The organism is Paractinoplanes toevensis, from assembly GCF_018332695.1.
GTDB classification, from domain to species: Bacteria; Actinomycetota; Actinomycetes; order Mycobacteriales; family Micromonosporaceae; genus Actinoplanes; species Actinoplanes toevensis.
Map to the genome: position 1 here is coordinate 1 of NZ_BOQN01000059.1, position 15958 is coordinate 15958.

The 15958-nt window shown below is 66.5% G+C and carries 12 protein-coding genes; all 12 read left to right on the plus strand.

Going from position 1 to position 15958, the window contains the following annotated elements; all coding sequences use genetic code 11:
- Window positions 1–572 precede the first annotated feature (572 nt).
- A complete protein-coding gene (rpoB, locus tag Ato02nite_RS22095) occupies window positions 573–4013 on the plus strand; it encodes a DNA-directed RNA polymerase subunit beta (protein WP_213008505.1) in 3441 nt (1146 codons plus the stop codon).
- A gap of 90 nt (window positions 4014–4103) precedes the next feature.
- A complete protein-coding gene (locus tag Ato02nite_RS22100) occupies window positions 4104–7994 on the plus strand; it encodes a DNA-directed RNA polymerase subunit beta' (protein WP_213008506.1) in 3891 nt (1296 codons plus the stop codon).
- A 105-nt stretch (window positions 7995–8099) separates the two neighbouring features.
- Window positions 8100–8414: a hypothetical protein gene (locus Ato02nite_RS22105; RefSeq protein WP_213008688.1), complete on the plus strand. Its 315-nt coding sequence runs from the start codon at window positions 8100–8102 to the stop codon at window positions 8412–8414.
- Between the two features lie 42 nt (window positions 8415–8456).
- Window positions 8457–8921: a hypothetical protein gene (locus Ato02nite_RS22110; RefSeq protein ID WP_213008507.1), complete on the plus strand. Its 465-nt coding sequence runs from the start codon at window positions 8457–8459 to the stop codon at window positions 8919–8921.
- Window positions 8922–9352: 431 nt separating this feature from the next.
- A complete protein-coding gene (gene rpsL / locus Ato02nite_RS22115; protein ID WP_014440718.1) occupies window positions 9353–9727 on the plus strand; it encodes a 30S ribosomal protein S12 in 375 nt (124 codons plus the stop codon).
- A gap of 1 nt (window position 9728) precedes the next feature.
- Window positions 9729–10199, plus strand: coding sequence for a 30S ribosomal protein S7 (gene rpsG, locus Ato02nite_RS22120; protein WP_127499794.1), 471 nt, complete (start codon window positions 9729–9731; stop codon window positions 10197–10199).
- Window positions 10200–10287: 88 nt separating this feature from the next.
- Window positions 10288–12384, plus strand: a complete 2097-nt coding sequence (fusA, locus tag Ato02nite_RS22125; RefSeq protein ID WP_213008508.1) for an elongation factor G — start codon at window positions 10288–10290, stop codon at window positions 12382–12384.
- Between the two features lie 132 nt (window positions 12385–12516).
- Window positions 12517–13710, plus strand: coding sequence for an elongation factor Tu (tuf, locus tag Ato02nite_RS22130; protein WP_213008509.1), 1194 nt, complete (start codon window positions 12517–12519; stop codon window positions 13708–13710).
- Window positions 13711–14029: 319 nt separating this feature from the next.
- Window positions 14030–14338 carry a 30S ribosomal protein S10 gene (rpsJ, locus tag Ato02nite_RS22135; RefSeq protein ID WP_007073037.1) on the plus strand — a complete coding sequence of 103 codons (309 nt, stop codon included), beginning with the start codon at window positions 14030–14032 and terminating at the stop codon, window positions 14336–14338.
- Window positions 14339–14351: 13 nt separating this feature from the next.
- Entirely contained in the window at window positions 14352–15011 is a 660-nt protein-coding gene (gene rplC / locus Ato02nite_RS22140) for a 50S ribosomal protein L3 (protein ID WP_213008510.1), read from the plus strand.
- Complete coding sequence (gene rplD, locus Ato02nite_RS22145) at window positions 15008–15658, plus strand: 50S ribosomal protein L4 (RefSeq protein WP_213008511.1); 651 nt, start codon at window positions 15008–15010, stop codon at window positions 15656–15658. The genes rplC and rplD overlap by 4 nt, the downstream gene beginning before the upstream one ends.
- Complete coding sequence (gene rplW / locus Ato02nite_RS22150; protein ID WP_213008512.1) at window positions 15655–15957, plus strand: 50S ribosomal protein L23; 303 nt, start codon at window positions 15655–15657, stop codon at window positions 15955–15957. Before rplD ends, rplW begins: the two co-directional genes overlap by 4 nt.
- Window position 15958 lies beyond the last annotated feature (1 nt).

Below are 15958 nucleotides of genomic sequence, written 5' to 3' on the forward strand. Positions count from 1 at the left end.
GCCTGGGTCCCCGCCATTCCGTTTTCGGCAGCGTTGTACCTGGTGGTGGGCTTGCCGGGAGCTGTCGTCCTACCGACCGGCAAAGCCGGTTTAATCGGGCAATCCGTCGGGTATGGTCGCTAGCACGTGCTCGTCACCCGGCGGCACGAGTCCGACCCGCGGCGCAGGCCTTGACTGAGTGTCCGCTGACAGGCACGCTGACAGCAGCAAGTTTCCGCGCTTGCGACAGCCGCCCTGGGGGTGGTCCGGTGTTCGACGGGCCTTCCGCAGACGGCACCCGAGGGAGATTCGCCGCGTTCTGAGCGGCCCCGCATTTGGCACTGACCATGGAGGCGCAGGTCAGAGGCCGCGGGGACACGTTCCGCAGGCCCCCTCTGGTGTGGGCTGGACAGCGGTTAGCCGAGCGGCTACACTGCTAGTTTGCGCTGCCTTCTGCCTTGAGCCCTGCCTGGACATCCATCCGGATGAATTCCTGGGGGCTCGTTATGGTGCCTACAGACGAGGGCAACGCAAACAGTTGCATACCGCAGCTGCAGCCGCATCAGCAGCACCGGTCCTCGGAAGGACGCATCTTGGCAGCTTCCCGCCCTGCGAAGACCAGCCGTACGTCGAGCGCTTACGCACCCCGCCGTGTCTCTTTCGGCAGGATCACCGAGCAACTTGAGGTCCCCAACCTTCTTGCCCTTCAGACCGAGTCTTTCGACTGGCTGGTTGGCAACGAGGCTTGGCAGGCCCGGTCGACGGACGACCCGAACGCCCACTCGGGCCTCGCAGAGATCCTCGAAGAGATCAGTCCCATTGAGGACTTCTCCGGCACTATGTCACTGTCCTTCTCGTCTCCGCGATTCGACGAGGTGAAGGCCTCGATCGAGGAGTGCAAAGAGAAGGACCTGACTTACTGCGCGCCGCTGTTCGTGACCGCGGAGTTCACCAACAACACGACTGGCGAGATCAAGAGCCAGACCGTGTTCATGGGTGACTTCCCGATGATGACCCCCAAGGGGACGTTCGTCATCAACGGCACCGAGCGGGTCGTCGTGAGCCAGCTCGTCCGCTCGCCGGGCGTGTACTTCACGAAGGAGCCGGACAAGACCTCCGACCGCGACCTCTCCAGCGTCAAGGTCATCCCGAGCCGGGGTGCCTGGCTGGAGTTCGACATCGACAAGCGCGACACCGTCGGTGTCCGGATCGACCGCAAGCGCCGGCAGGCCGTCACCGTCCTGCTCAAGGCGATCGGCTGGTCGGCCGACCAGATCCGTGAGCGGTTCGGCTGGTCCGAGCTGCTCATGACCACCCTCGAGAAGGACCACATCGCCGGCCAGGATGAGGCCCTGCTCGACATCTACCGCAAGCTCCGCCCTGGCGAGCCCCCGACCCGGGAGAACGCGCAGACCCTGCTCGACAACCTCTTCTTCAACCCGAAGAGGTACGACGTCGCCAAGGTCGGCCGTTACAAGTTCAACAAGAAGCTCGAGATCGACGTCCCGATCGTCCGGGGCACGCTGACCGAGGAAGACGTCGTCAAGACCGTGGAGTACCTCTGCCGGCTGCACGCCGGTGAGGAGGGCTACGAGGCCGACGACATCGACCACTTCGGTAACCGTCGCCTGCGCACCGTCGGCGAGCTCATCCAGAACCAGGTCCGCGTGGGCCTGTCCCGGATGGAGCGCGTTGTCCGTGAGCGCATGACGACCCAGGACGTCGAGGCGATCACGCCGCAGACCCTGATCAACATCCGTCCCGTGGTGGCGGCGATCAAGGAGTTCTTCGGCACCTCCCAGCTGTCGCAGTTCATGGACCAGACCAACCCGCTGGCGGGCCTGACTCACCGGCGGCGGCTGAGCGCGCTCGGCCCCGGTGGTCTGTCGCGTGAGCGGGCCGGCTTCGAGGTTCGCGACGTGCACCCGTCCCACTACGGCCGGATGTGCCCGATCGAGACGCCCGAGGGGCCGAACATCGGTCTGATCGGCGCGCTCTCGACGTTCGCGCGGGTCAACCCGTTCGGTTTCATCGAGACCCCGTACCGCAAGGTCGAGGACGGCACCGTCACCGACGAGGTGCACTACCTGACCGCGGACGAGGAGGACCGGTACGTCAAGGCGCAGGCGAACGCCCTGCTCGCGGCGGACGGCACCTTCGCTCAGGATCGCGTCCTGGTCCGCCGTAAGGGCGGTGAGGTCGACTACGTGCCCGGCACGCAGGTCGACTACATGGACGTGTCGCCGCGGCAGATGACCTCGGTCGCCACCGCGATGATCCCGTTCCTCGAGCACGACGACGCCAACCGCGCGCTCATGGGCGCGAACATGCAGCGTCAGGCGGTGCCGCTGGTCAAGGCCGAGGCGCCGCTAGTCGGCACGGGCATGGAATACCGTGCCGCGGTCGACGCCGGTGACGTGGTCGTCGCCGAGGTCGGCGGCGTGGTCGAGGACCTGTGCGCCGACTACGTGACGGTGCACCAGGACGACGGTCACCGCCGTACCTACCTGCTGCACAAGTTCCGCCGCTCGAACGCCGGCTCCTGCGTCAACCAGAAGCCGGTCGTGTTCGAGAACGACCGGGTCGAGGCCGGCCAGGTCATCGCCGACGGTCCGTGCACCGACGAGGGTGAGATGGCCCTGGGCCGCAACCTCCTCGTCGCGTTCATGTGCTGGGAAGGCCACAACTACGAGGACGCGATCATCCTGTCGCAGCGCCTCGTGCAGCAGGACGTGCTCACCTCGATCCACATCGAGGAGCACGAGGTCGACGCTCGGGACACCAAGCTCGGCCCGGAGGAGATCACCCGCGACATCCCCAACGTCAGCGAGGAAATGCTGGCGGACCTGGACGAGCGGGGCATCATCCGGATCGGTGCCGAGGTCGTCCCCGGCGACATCCTGGTCGGCAAGGTCACGCCCAAGGGCGAGACCGAGCTGACCCCCGAGGAGCGGCTGCTCCGCGCGATCTTCGGTGAGAAGGCGCGCGAGGTCCGGGACACCTCGCTGAAGGTTCCGCACGGCGAGACCGGCACGGTCATCGGCGTTCGCACCTTCTCCCGCGAGGACGGCGACGAGCTTCCCCCGGGCGTGAACGAGTTGGTCCGCGTCTACGTCGCGCAGAAGCGGAAGATCCAGGACGGCGACAAGCTCGCCGGCCGGCACGGCAACAAGGGCGTCATCTCGAAGATTCTGCCGGTCGAGGACATGCCGTTCCTGGAGGACGGCACCCCGGTCGACATCGTGCTGAACCCGCTGGGTGTGCCCTCGCGTATGAACATCGGCCAGGTTCTGGAGACCCACCTCGGGTGGATCGCCAAGACCGGTTGGTCGGTCGAGGGCGAGGACACCGAGTGGAAGCGTCAGCTGCGGGCGATCGAGGCGCACGAGTCCGTCGCGGACTCGAACGTCGCGACGCCGGTCTTCGACGGCGCGCAGGAGGAGGAGATCAAGGGTCTCCTCGAGTCGACGCTGGTCAACCGCGACGGTAAGCGGCTGGTCAACGGCGATGGCAAGGCGCAGCTGTTCGACGGTCGCTCCGGTGAGCCGCTGCCGGACCCGATCTCGGTCGGCTACGTCTACATCCTGAAGCTGAACCACCTGGTCGACGACAAGATCCACGCACGGTCCACCGGCCCGTACTCGATGATCACGCAGCAGCCGCTGGGCGGTAAGGCCCAGTTCGGTGGCCAGCGGTTCGGCGAGATGGAGTGCTGGGCCATGCAGGCCTACGGTGCGGCTTACGCACTGCAGGAACTGCTCACCATCAAGTCCGACGACGTGCTCGGCCGCGTGAAGGTCTACGAGGCCATCGTCAAGGGCGAGAACATTCCGGAGCCGGGTATCCCGGAGTCCTTCAAGGTGCTTCTCAAGGAACTGCAGTCGCTGTGCCTGAACGTCGAGGTGCTGTCCAGCGACGGTGTGGCCCTGGAGATGCGCGAGACGGACGACGAGGTCTTCCGGGCCGCGGAGGAGCTGGGTATCGACCTGTCCCGGCGCCCGAACGAGGGCGTCAGCAGCGTCGAGGAGATCTGACGGATGGCGGTCCCGGCTCTCTTCTGAGCCGGGCCCGCCGCCGCCGGCCTTGAATTCATTCCGAGCAACGAAACACGAGGGATAGTCCAAGTGCTCGACGTCAACTTCTTCGACGAGTTGCGCATCGGCCTGGCGACCGCCGACGACATCCGGCAGTGGTCGCACGGCGAGGTCAAGAAGCCCGAGACGATCAACTACCGCACGCTCAAGCCCGAGAAGGACGGACTCTTCTGCGAGAAGATCTTCGGTCCGCAGCGGGACTGGGAGTGCTACTGCGGTAAGTACAAGCGGGTCCGGTTCAAGGGCATCATCTGTGAGCGCTGCGGCGTCGAGGTGACCCGGTCCAAGGTCCGCCGTGAGCGGATGGGCCACATCGAGCTGGCCGCGTCGGTCACGCACATCTGGTACTTCAAGGGTGTGCCGAGCCGGCTGGGCTACCTGCTCGACCTGGCCCCCAAGGACCTCGAAAAGATCATCTACTTCGCCTCGTACGTGATCACGAGCGTTGACGCCGAGTCGCGTCACCGTGACATGTCCACGATCGAGAACGAGATCTTCGCGGAGAAGCGCCAGTCCGAGAACAGCCGCGACTCGGAGATCGAGAAGCGCGCGGGCAAGCTGGAGCAGGACCTGGCCGAACTCGAGGCCGAGGGTGCGAAGGCGGACGTGCGCCGCAAGGTCAAGGAAGCCGGCGAGCGCGAGATGCGCCAGATCCGGGACAAGGCGCAGCGCGAGATCGACCGCCTCGACGAGGTGCTCGACACCTTCCGCAAGCTCGACTCCAAGCAGCTGGTGACCGACGAGCTGCTCTACCGCGAGCTCCGGGACCGTTTCGGTGAGTACTTCACCGGCGGCATGGGCGCCGAGGCGATCAAGGCGCTGCTCGAGAACATGGACCTGGACGCTGAGGCCGAGAACCTGCGGGAGATCATCCGCAGCGGTAAGGGCCAGCGGAAGATCCGTGCGCTCAAGCGCCTCAAGGTCGTCGCCGCGTTCCTGAACACCCGCAACTCACCGCTCGGCATGGTGCTCGACTGCGTCCCGGTCATCCCGCCGGACCTGCGCCCGATGGTGCAGCTCGACGGTGGCCGCTTCGCGACTTCCGACCTGAACGACCTGTACCGCCGGGTCATCAACCGGAACAACCGTCTCAAGCGCCTGATCGATCTGGGTGCGCCCGAGATCATCGTGAACAACGAGAAGCGGATGCTGCAGGAGGCCGTCGACGCGCTGTTCGACAACGGCCGCCGCGGCCGGCCGGTCACCGGCCCGGGTAACCGCCCGCTGAAGTCGCTGTCCGACATGCTCAAGGGCAAGCAGGGCCGGTTCCGGCAGAACCTGCTCGGCAAGCGGGTCGACTACTCCGGTCGTTCCGTCATCGTCGTCGGCCCCCGGCTCAAGCTGCACCAGTGCGGCCTGCCGAAGCAGATGGCGCTGGAGCTGTTCAAGCCGTTCGTGATGAAGCGCCTGGTCGACCTGAACCACGCGCAGAACATCAAGTCGGCCAAGCGGATGGTCGAGCGTCAGCGGCCGGTCGTGTGGGACGTCCTCGAAGAGGTCATCAGCGAGCACCCGGTGCTGCTGAACCGCGCGCCGACCCTGCACCGCCTGGGCATCCAGGCCTTCGAGCCGCAGCTGGTCGAGGGCAAGGCGATCCAGATCCACCCGCTCGTCTGTACGGCGTTCAACGCCGACTTCGACGGTGACCAGATGGCGGTGCACGTGCCGCTGTCGGCCGAGGCGCAGGCCGAGGCCCGGATCCTGATGCTCTCGTCGAACAACATCCTCAAGCCGGCCGACGGCAAGCCCGTCACCATGCCGACCCAGGACATGGTCATCGGCCTCTACTACCTGACGCACCTCACCGCTGGTGCCAAGGGCGAGGGCCGGGTCTTCTCCTCGGACGCCGAGGCGCGGATGGCCTTCGACAACGGCGAGCTGCACCTGCAGGCGCAGGTCAAGATTCGCCTGCCCGAGGTGCTCGAGGTCGACAACGGCCCCAAGTCGCCGGCCTGGGCATCGCCGGAGGGCTGGGAGACGGGCGACAAGCTGCTCGTCGAGACCACGCTCGGCCGGGTCATCTTCAACGAGACGCTGCCCCCGGGCTACCGCTTCGTGAACTACGAGATCCGCAAGGGTCAGCTGTCGGCGATCGTCAACGACCTCGCCGAGCGCTTCCCCAAGGTCGCCCTGGCGGCGACCCTGGACGCGCTCAAGGAGGCCGGCTTCCACTGGGCCACCTGGTCCGGTGTGACGATCGGCATGGGCGACGTCATCGGCCCTCCGCGCAAGCCGGAGATCCTGCAGCGTTACCAGGTCGAGGCCGACACCATCGACAAGCAGTACCAGCGTGGTCTGATGACCGCCGAGGAACGTCGCGGCGAGCTCATCGAGATCTGGACCAAGGCGACCAACGAGATCTCCAAGGAGATGGAGACCGCGCTGCCGCAGGAGAACCCGCTCTGGGTGATGATCAACTCCGGCGCTCGCGGTAACCTCCTCCAGCTCCGGCAGATCGCCGCGATCCGTGGTCTGGTGGCCAACCCCAAGGGTGAGATCATCCCGCGGCCGATCACCTCGTCGTACCGCGAGGGTCTGACCGTGCTGGAGTACTTCATCTCCACGCACGGTGCCCGTAAGGGTCTGGCCGACACCGCTCTGCGTACCGCCGACTCGGGTTACCTGACCCGTCGTCTGGTGGACGTCTCGCAGGACGTCATCATCCGCGAGGAGGACTGCGGCACCGACCGCGCGATCCCGATGCAGGTGGGCGAGCGCGAGGCGGACGGCACCCTGGTCGTGCACGTGCACGCCGAGACCGGTGTGCACGCCCGGACGCTGGCCGACGACATCAAGGACGCCAACGGCAACCTGGTCGTCGCCCGTGGCTCGGACCTCAACTCGATCCTGGTCGACCAGCTGGTCGCCGCCGGTGTCGAGAACGTCCGGGTGCGCTCGGTGCTGACCTGCGAGTCGAAGCTCGGCGTGTGTGCGGCCTGCTACGGCCGTTCGCTGCCGACCGGCAAGTCGGTCGACATCGGCGAGGCGGTCGGCATCATCGCCGCCCAGTCCATCGGTGAGCCGGGCACGCAGCTGACGATGCGTACCTTCCACACCGGTGGTGTCGCGGGTGAGGACATCACCCAGGGTCTGCCGCGTGTGCAGGAAATCTTCGAGGCCCGCGTGCCGAAGGGTAAGGCGCCCATCGCCGACACCCCCGGCCGCATCCGCATCGAGGACGGCGAGCGCTCTCGGAAGATCATCGTGATCCCGGACGACGGCAGCGAGGAGATCGTCTACGACAAGATCTCCAAGCGGGTCAAGCTCCGGGCCCACGACGGCGACCACGTCGGCGTCGGCGAGAAGCTGACCGAGGGCACCATCGACCCGCACGAGCTGCTGCGCATCATGGGTCCGCGCGCGGTCCAGGTTCACCTGACCGCCGAGGTCCAGCAGGTCTACCGGTCGCAGGGTGTGCTCATCCACGACAAGCACATCGAGATCATCATCCGCCAGATGCTCAAGCGGGTGACGGTCATCGACTCGGGTGCCGCGGAGTTCCTTCCCGGGATCCTGGTCGACCGGGCGCTCTTCGAGTCGGAGAACCGCCGGATCGTGGGCGAGGGTGGCGAACCCGCCGCCGGTCGCCCGGTGCTGATGGGTATCACCAAGGCCTCGCTGGCGACCGACTCCTGGCTCTCGGCGGCCTCCTTCCAGGAGACCACCCGGGTGCTCACCGACGCTGCGATCAACTCGCGCAGCGACTCGCTGGTGGGCCTCAAGGAGAACGTCATCATCGGTAAGCTCATCCCGGCCGGTACCGGTATCTCCAAGTACCGCAACATCCGGGTCGAGCCGACCGAGGAGGCCAAGGCCAAGGTGTACTCGATGACCGGGTACCCCGAGACCGACTACGGCTTCGGGCCGGCCAGCGGGCAGGCTGTGCCGCTGGACGACTTCGACTTCGGTTCCTACCGCTGACGATGTCTTGATCGAAGGGCGGCCGCGCACTGCGCGGCCGTCCTTCGGCGTTCCTACTATGGGGTGGTGACTTCTCCCGTGGCCGCGCCGCTCACCCGCCACCCGATGGATCCCGATCCGGCGCCTTCGACGAAGGCGCGGGCGGTGTTCGCGCTCGGCCTGGTGGGTTTCCTGACCGGGGCGTTCGTCGGCGGGGTGATTCCGGCCACGATCGCCCTCCTGCTGGCCCGTCAGACGGCGCGGGACGCGTTCGCGGCGAAGGGCTATCTTCTCGGCTCGGCGTGGATCCGTCGTGGCCGTCGGCTGGCCTGGGCGGGCATCGTGCTGGCGATCACTGCGCTGGTGGTGGCATCGATCGCCGGCCTGCTGCACCTGGCCTCCACACCGGCCGGTCCGGACTTCGCGCCCGGAACCGATTAGCCCGGGCTGCGCCCACCCTCGTACGAGTGACATGCTCGTGGCATGACCCAGCCGCCCTATGCGCCGCCGGTCCCGCCGCCCCCGCCCTCCGGACGCTGGCAGCCGGAGCGGGTCGATGCGATTCCCGGCACCGAGTTCGGCCTGGTCCAGCTCAAGGTTCCGCCGGTCACCTCGGGCCTGGCGATCGGCTCGCTGATCGCCGGCATCGGTGCTGTCCTGGTGTCGCTCCTGGTCCTCTGCTTCGGCGTCTCCGGCGCGAGCGGTGGCTGGGGTGGGTTGGTGGCCGGCGCGTTCACCTTGCCCGCGGTGCTCGGCGGTGGCGGTGCCATCGCGGTCGGCCTGGCCGCGCGCCGGCAGATCCGTCGCTCCGGTCGCACCGGCCAGGTGCGCTTCACCGGGGGAGGGGTCGCGGTCGCGGGCATCTCCTGCGGGGCCGCCGGGGTGGGAATTGCACTGGCCTGCCTGGCGTTGGCACTGGTGTTGCAGATGTCCTCCACGGGGGCGTGACTGCTCCGCCCGTCCGGGATCCCGATACCGCGGCATTGCCGCCGACGAGTACCCGGTACACTTGCCTCGGAGGTATCCGTCGTAAGGGCCCGGTCGGCAACAACTCGTCGATTTTGACCTGGGTGCTTGTGGTAGGTACTCTTTCCCCTCGTGCCCGGGCTTGCCCGGGCAACTCGTGCGTGCGCCCGAGTCGGAAACACTGGACGGGGTAAACAAAAGCACGCCGAGCTCGCTGCTCTGACCAGATCAGCGCGGTGACACAGACAAGATCCGGTGCGCGTGACCCACGCGTGGCGGGACCGTGAGCCGGACGACACGCCCGACCGCGGGTGCCGGGGAGGACCTCACTGAGGTGAGGATTCTCCGGCACACAAAGGCATACAAGACGGTGCGGCCGTGCGGAAAGCGGCCGAAGGGAGCGGAGAAACCCGGTGCCCACGATCCAGCAGCTGGTCCGAAAGGGCCGTCAGGCGAAGACGAGCAAGACCAAGACGCCGGCGCTGAAGGGTAGTCCTCAGCGGCGCGGCGTGTGCACGCGCGTGTACACCACCACCCCCAAGAAGCCGAACTCTGCGCTGCGCAAGGTCGCTCGTGTGAAGCTCAGCAGCCAGATCGAGGTGACGGCGTACATCCCGGGCGTCGGCCACAACCTGCAGGAGCACTCCATCGTGCTCGTGCGCGGCGGTCGTGTGAAGGACCTCCCGGGCGTCCGCTACAAGATCGTCCGCGGTTCGCTGGACACCCAGGGTGTCCGCAACCGCAAGCAGGCCCGCAGCCGTTATGGCGCGAAGAAGGAGAAGAGCTGACATGCCGCGTAAGGGCCCCGCTCCGCGCCACCCGGTGGTCGCGGACCCGGTTTACAACTCCCCGCTGGTCACTCAGCTGATCAACAAGATCCTGATCGGCGGCAAGCGCCAGCTGGCCGAGCGCATCGTGTACGGCGCGCTCGAGGGCGCCCGGGAGAAGAGCGGCACCGACCCCGTCGTGACGCTCAAGCGCGCGATGGACAACGTCAAGCCGACCCTCGAGGTCCGCAGCCGCCGCGTCGGTGGCGCGACCTACCAGGTTCCGGTCGAGGTTCGCACCCCGCGGCAGACCACTCTCGGTCTGCGCTGGCTGGTCCAGTACTCCAAGGCCCGCCGTGAGAAGACCATGATCGAGCGTCTCCAGAACGAGCTGCTCGATGCCAGCAACGGCCTCGGTGCCGCCGTCAAGCGGCGCGAGGACACCCACAAGATGGCGGAGTCCAACAAGGCCTTCGCGCACTACCGCTGGTAAGACCCCGCCGCAGGCCCGGCGATAAGCCGGGCCACACGGCAAGTCGTGCCGGTTCACGAGACGACGACGAAGAAAAGTAGGGATTGAAGTGGCCGCCGCAGACGCGCTCGCCAACGTACGCAACATCGGCATCATGGCGCACATCGATGCTGGTAAGACCACGACCACCGAGCGGATCCTGTTCTACACCGGCATCACGTACAAGATCGGTGAGGTCCACGAGGGCGCTGCCGTCATGGACTGGATGGAGCAGGAGCAGGAGCGCGGTATCACGATCACTTCCGCCGCCACCAAGTGCGAGTGGAAGGGTCACACGATCCAGATCATCGATACGCCCGGCCACGTCGACTTCACGGTCGAGGTCGAGCGGTCGCTGCGGGTGCTCGACGGCGCGGTTGCGGTGTACGACGGCGTGGCCGGCGTTGAGCCGCAGACCGAGAACGTCTGGCGCCAGGCGGACAAGTACCACGTCCCCCGGATGTGCTTCGTCAACAAGCTCGACCGGACCGGCGCCGACTTCTTCCGCTGCGTGCAGATGATGATCGACCGGCTCCACGCGACTCCGCTGGTCCTGCAGATCCCGATCGGGCTCGAGGGCGACCACATCGGCGTCGTGGACCTGATCGGCATGCGCGCGCTCACCTGGCGTGGGGAGACCCAGAAGGGTGACGACTACGCGATCGAGGAGATCCCGGCCGACCTGGTCGACTCCGCGAACGAGTGGCGCGAGAAGCTGATCGAGACCCTGGCCGACGTCGACGACGCGGTGATGGAGAAGTACCTGGAGGGCGAAGAGGTCTCCCAGGACGAGATCAAGGCCGCCATCCGGCGGGCCACGATCGCGAGCAAGGCGAACCCGGTGCTGTGCGGTTCGGCGTTCAAGAACAAGGGCGTTCAGCCCATGCTCGACGCCGTGATCGACTTCCTGCCGTCGCCGCTGGACGTCCCGGCCATCGAGGGCACCCTGCCGGACGGCGAGACGCCGGTCCTGCGCAAGCCGTCGAACTCCGAGCCGTTCTCCGGCCTGGCGTTCAAGATTCAGACGGACAAGCACCTCGGCAAGCTGACCTACGTCCGGGTCTACTCCGGCACGCTCGACTCCGGTTCCCAGGTGGTCAACTCCACCAAGGACCGCAAGGAGCGGATCGGCAAGATCTACCAGATGCACGCGAACAAGCGTGAAGAGCGGCCCACGGCGCAGGCCGGGGACATCATCGCCGTGCAGGGTCTCAAGCAGACCACCACCGGCGACACGCTCAGCGACCCGGCCAACCCGGTCATCCTGGAGTCGATGACTTTCCCGGAGCCGGTCATCCAGGTCGCCATCGAGCCGAAGACCAAGTCGGACCAGGAAAAGCTGGGCACCGCGATCCAGCGCCTCGCCGAGGAGGACCCGACGTTCCGGGTCTTCAACGACGAGGAGACCGGCCAGACGATCATCGCCGGCATGGGCGAGCTCCACCTGGACATCCTGGTGGATCGCATGCGCCGCGAGTTCAACGTCGAGGCCAACATCGGCAAGCCGCAGGTGGCGTACCGCGAGACGATTCGCGGCAAGGTGGAGAAGCACACCTACGTCCACAAGAAGCAGACCGGTGGTTCGGGCCAGTACGCGAAGGTCGTCGTCAACGTCGAGCCGTTGTCGCTCGAGACCGACGGCCCGACCTACGAGTTCGTGAACGCGGTGACCGGCGGTCGCATCCCCAAGGAGTTCATCCCCTCGGTGGACGCGGGCGCGCAGGACTCGCTGCAGTACGGCGTCCTCGCCGGCTACCCGTTGGTGGGCGTGAAGTTCACGCTCGTCGACGGTCAGTACCACGAGGTCGACTCGTCCGAGATGGCGTTCAAGATCGCCGGCTCCATGGCAATGAAGGAAGTAGCCCGCAAGGCTGACCCCGCACTGCTGGAGCCGATGATGTCGGTCGAGGTCACCACCCCTGAGGACAACATGGGTGACGTGATCGGCGACCTCAACTCCCGGCGCGGCCTGATCCAGTCGATGGAGGAGCGCCACGGCGCCCGCGTCGTCAAGGCTCTGGTGCCGCTTTCGGAGATGTTCGGCTACGTCGGCGACCTGCGGTCGAAGACCGCCGGCCGGGCTAGCTACAGCATGCAGTTCGACTCCTACGCCGAGGTTCCGCAGAACGTCGCGAAGGAGATCATCGCCAAGGCTACGGGCGCCTGAGCTCCCAGCCCTAAGCGTTGAGGCGCGTGCGGTCCGTCGAGGACCGCACGCGCGCGAGCAGTCGACAGAGTCCCAGTCGCCTTAACCGGGCGTGCCGGGAAAAGAAATGATTCAGTCCACAGGAGGACACCAGTGGCGAAGGCGAAGTTCGAGCGGACTAAGCCGCACGTCAACATCGGCACCATTGGTCACATCGACCACGGTAAGACGACGCTGACTGCGGCCATCACGAAGGTCCTGCACGACCAGTACCCGGACCTCAACCCGTACACCCCGTTCGACGAGATCGACAAGGCGCCTGAAGAGAAGGCCCGTGGTATCACGATCTCGATCGCGCACGTCGAGTACCAGACCGCGACGCGTCACTACGCGCACGTGGACTGCCCCGGCCACGCTGACTACATCAAGAACATGATCACCGGTGCCGCGCAGATGGACGGCGCGATCCTGGTGGTTGCGGCGACCGACGGCCCGATGCCGCAGACCAAGGAGCACGTGCTCCTGGCCCGCCAGGTCGGCGTTCCGTACATCGTCGTCGCGCTGAACAAGAGCGACATGGTGGACGACGAGGAGCTCCTCGAGCTCGTCGAGCTCGAGGTCCGCGAGCTGCTCAGCACCTACGAGTTCCCGGGCGACGACCTGCCGGTCGTGCGTGTCTCCGCGCTCAAGGCGCTCGAGGGCGACGCCGAGTGGACCGAGCGGCTCATGGAGCTGATGAACGCGGTCGACACCGCGATCCCGCAGCCCGAGCGTGACGTCGAGAAGCCGTTCCTCATGCCGATCGAGGACGTCTTCACGATCACCGGTCGTGGCACCGTGGTGACGGGTCGCGCCGAGCGTGGCATCCTCAAGCCGAACGAGGAGGTCGAGATCGTGGGTATCCGCGAGAAGTCGACCAAGACCGTTTGCACCGGCATCGAGATGTTCCGCAAGCTGCTCGACGAGGCCCGCGCGGGTGAGAACGTCGGTCTGCTGCTTCGCGGTATCAAGCGCGAGGACGTCGAGCGCGGCATGGTTGTCGTCAAGCCCGGCAGCAGCACCCCGCACACGGAGTTCGAGGGCCAGGTCTACATCCTCTCGAAGGAAGAGGGCGGCCGGCACACCCCGTTCTTCCAGAACTACCGCCCGCAGTTCTACTTCCGCACCACGGACGTCACCGGCGTCGTCACGCTGCCCGAGGGCACCGAGATGGTCATGCCGGGCGACTCCACCAGCATGTCGGTCAAGCTGATCCAGCCGATCGCCATGGAGCAGGGCCTCAAGTTCGCGATCCGTGAGGGTGGCCGCACCGTCGGCGCCGGCACGGTCACGAAGATCAACGTCTGAGGAACTGACCCCGATTAGCGTTGTCGGAGACAATCCGGCATACTAGTCAGGTTGCGTCCGCGCGGGGTGGTTGGCGCCTTCCGATTCTCTTCGGGGAATCTGCGCCAGCCACCCTCGCCGGGTGTCCGGGCGTGTTTTTATGCCCGTCCGGCACTCCAGATCCCCGTGATCGAGTTGCTTGATAAAGGCTGCATAGCGACAGCAGGCGCGACACGCCCGACCGCGGGGGTCGGACAACGCAGGATCGACGGTCCTGCGGGCATGCGAGAGCCACCGCTCTCGCACGTAGCGGCATCGAGAGAAGGAAACAGAAGCCACCATGGCGGGACAGAAGATCCGCATCCGGCTCAAGGCCTATGACCACGAGGTCGTCGACTCCTCGGCGCGGAAGATCGTCGAGACGGTGACGCGGACCGGTGCTCAGGTTGCGGGCCCGGTGCCGCTGCCCACGGAGATCAACCGTTTCTGCGTCATCCGTTCGCCGCACAAGTACAAGGACTCGCGCGAGCACTTCGAGATGCGTACGCACAAGCGTCTGATCGACATCATCGACCCGACTCCGAAGACGGTCGACTCGCTCATGCGCCTCGACCTGCCGGCTGGCGTCGACATCGAGATCAAGCTGTAGGGACCTGCGACTAATGGACAGGCAAGTTAAGGGGATCCTGGGCGCCAAGCTCGGCATGACCCAGGTCTGGGACAACAACAAAGTTGTCCCGGTTACCGTGGTGCAGGCCGGCCCTTGCGTCGTGACCCAGGTTCGCACCTCTGAGAAGGACGGCTACACCGCCGTCCAGCTGGCGTACGGCGCTGTTGACCCGCGCAAGGTCAACAAGCCGGAGAGCGGCCACTTCGCGAAGGCAGGTGTTTCGCCGCGGCGCCACGTCGTCGAGCTGCGCACCTCCGACGCCGGCGAGTACGAGCTCGGCCAGGAGATCACCGTTGAGGCGTTCGCGGTCGGTTCGACGATCGACGTCACCGGTAAGACCAAGGGCAAGGGCTTTGCCGGTGTCATGAAGCGGCACGGCTTCCACGGCCTGAAGGCCAGCCACGGTGTCGAGCGCAAGCACCGCTCGCCCGGCTCCATCGGCGCCTGCGCGACCCCCGGTCGCGTCTTCAAGGGCGTCCGGATGGCCGGTCGGATGGGCTTCGCGCGCTTCACCGTGCAGAACCTGACCGTGCAGGCGGTGGACACCGAGAACAACCTGCTGCTGGTCAAGGGCGCGGTGCCCGGTCCCAAGGGCGCGCTGATCCTGGTCCGCACCGCCGCGAAGAAGACGACGAAGGGCGGTGCCAAGTGAGCTCGGTTGACGTGATCAACGCTGAGGGCACGAAGGCCGGCTCGGTCGAGCTTCCCGACGACATTTTCGACGTGCAGGCGAACATTCCGCTGATGCACCAGGTCGTCGTGGCGCAGCTGGCCGCGGCCCGGCAGGGTACGGCTAAGGCCAAGACCCGCGGCGAGGTCGCCGGTGGTGGCAAGAAGCCGTACAAGCAGAAGGGCACCGGTCGCGCCCGTCAGGGCTCGATCCGCGCGCCGCAGTTCACCGGCGGTGGCGTCGTGCACGGTCCCGTGCCGCGCGACTACAGCCAGCGGACCCCCAAGAAGATGAAGGCCGCCGCCCTGCGTGGCGCCCTCTCCGACCGGGCTCGCGAGGGCCGGGTGCACGTGGTCGAGGCGTTCCTCTCCGGCGAGAAGCCGTCGACGAAGGCCGCGATCGCGACCCTGCGCAAGGCGACCGAGTCGACCAAGGTCCTGGTCGTGCTGAGCAGCACCGACGAGCTGAACTGGCTCTCGCTGCGCAACGAGACGACCGTGCACCTGATCGAGGCGGGTCAGCTGAACACGTACGACGTGCTGGTCGCCGACGAGGTGGTCTTCACCAAGGACGCTCTCGACGAGTTCCTGGGCGTGCCGGCCGAGGCCTCCGAGGAGGGGAACAAGTGACCACGATCGCCGACCCGCGTGACGTCATCATCGCGCCCGTCGTCTCCGAGAAGAGCTACAGCGTTCTCGACCAGAACTGGTACACGTTCCTCGTCGACCCGGACGCGAACAAGACCCAGATCAAGATCGCGATCCAGCAGATCTTCAACGTGCGCGTGCTGACGGTGAACACCGCGAACCGCGAGGGCAAGCGCAAGCGCACCCGGACGGGCTTCGGTCAGCGTAAGGCGACCAAGCGCGCGATGGTCAAGCTGGCTGACGGTGACCGTATCGAGGCCTTCGGCGGCCCGGTCAGCTAAG

Bases quoted from the DNA above. Each gene is read 5' to 3' on its own strand.
- Ato02nite_RS22110 (WP_213008507.1), top strand. From the start codon at position 8,457: ATGACCCAGCCGCCCTATGCGCCGCCGGTCCCGCCGCCCCCGCCCTCC.
- Ato02nite_RS22105 (WP_213008688.1), top strand. From the start codon at position 8,100: ATGGATCCCGATCCGGCGCCTTCGACGAAGGCGCGGGCGGTGTTCGCG.
- rpsJ (WP_007073037.1), top strand. From the start codon at position 14,030: ATGGCGGGACAGAAGATCCGCATCCGGCTCAAGGCCTATGACCACGAG.
- rpsG (WP_127499794.1), top strand. From the start codon at position 9,729: ATGCCGCGTAAGGGCCCCGCTCCGCGCCACCCGGTGGTCGCGGACCCG.
- rplC (WP_213008510.1), top strand. From the start codon at position 14,352: ATGGACAGGCAAGTTAAGGGGATCCTGGGCGCCAAGCTCGGCATGACC.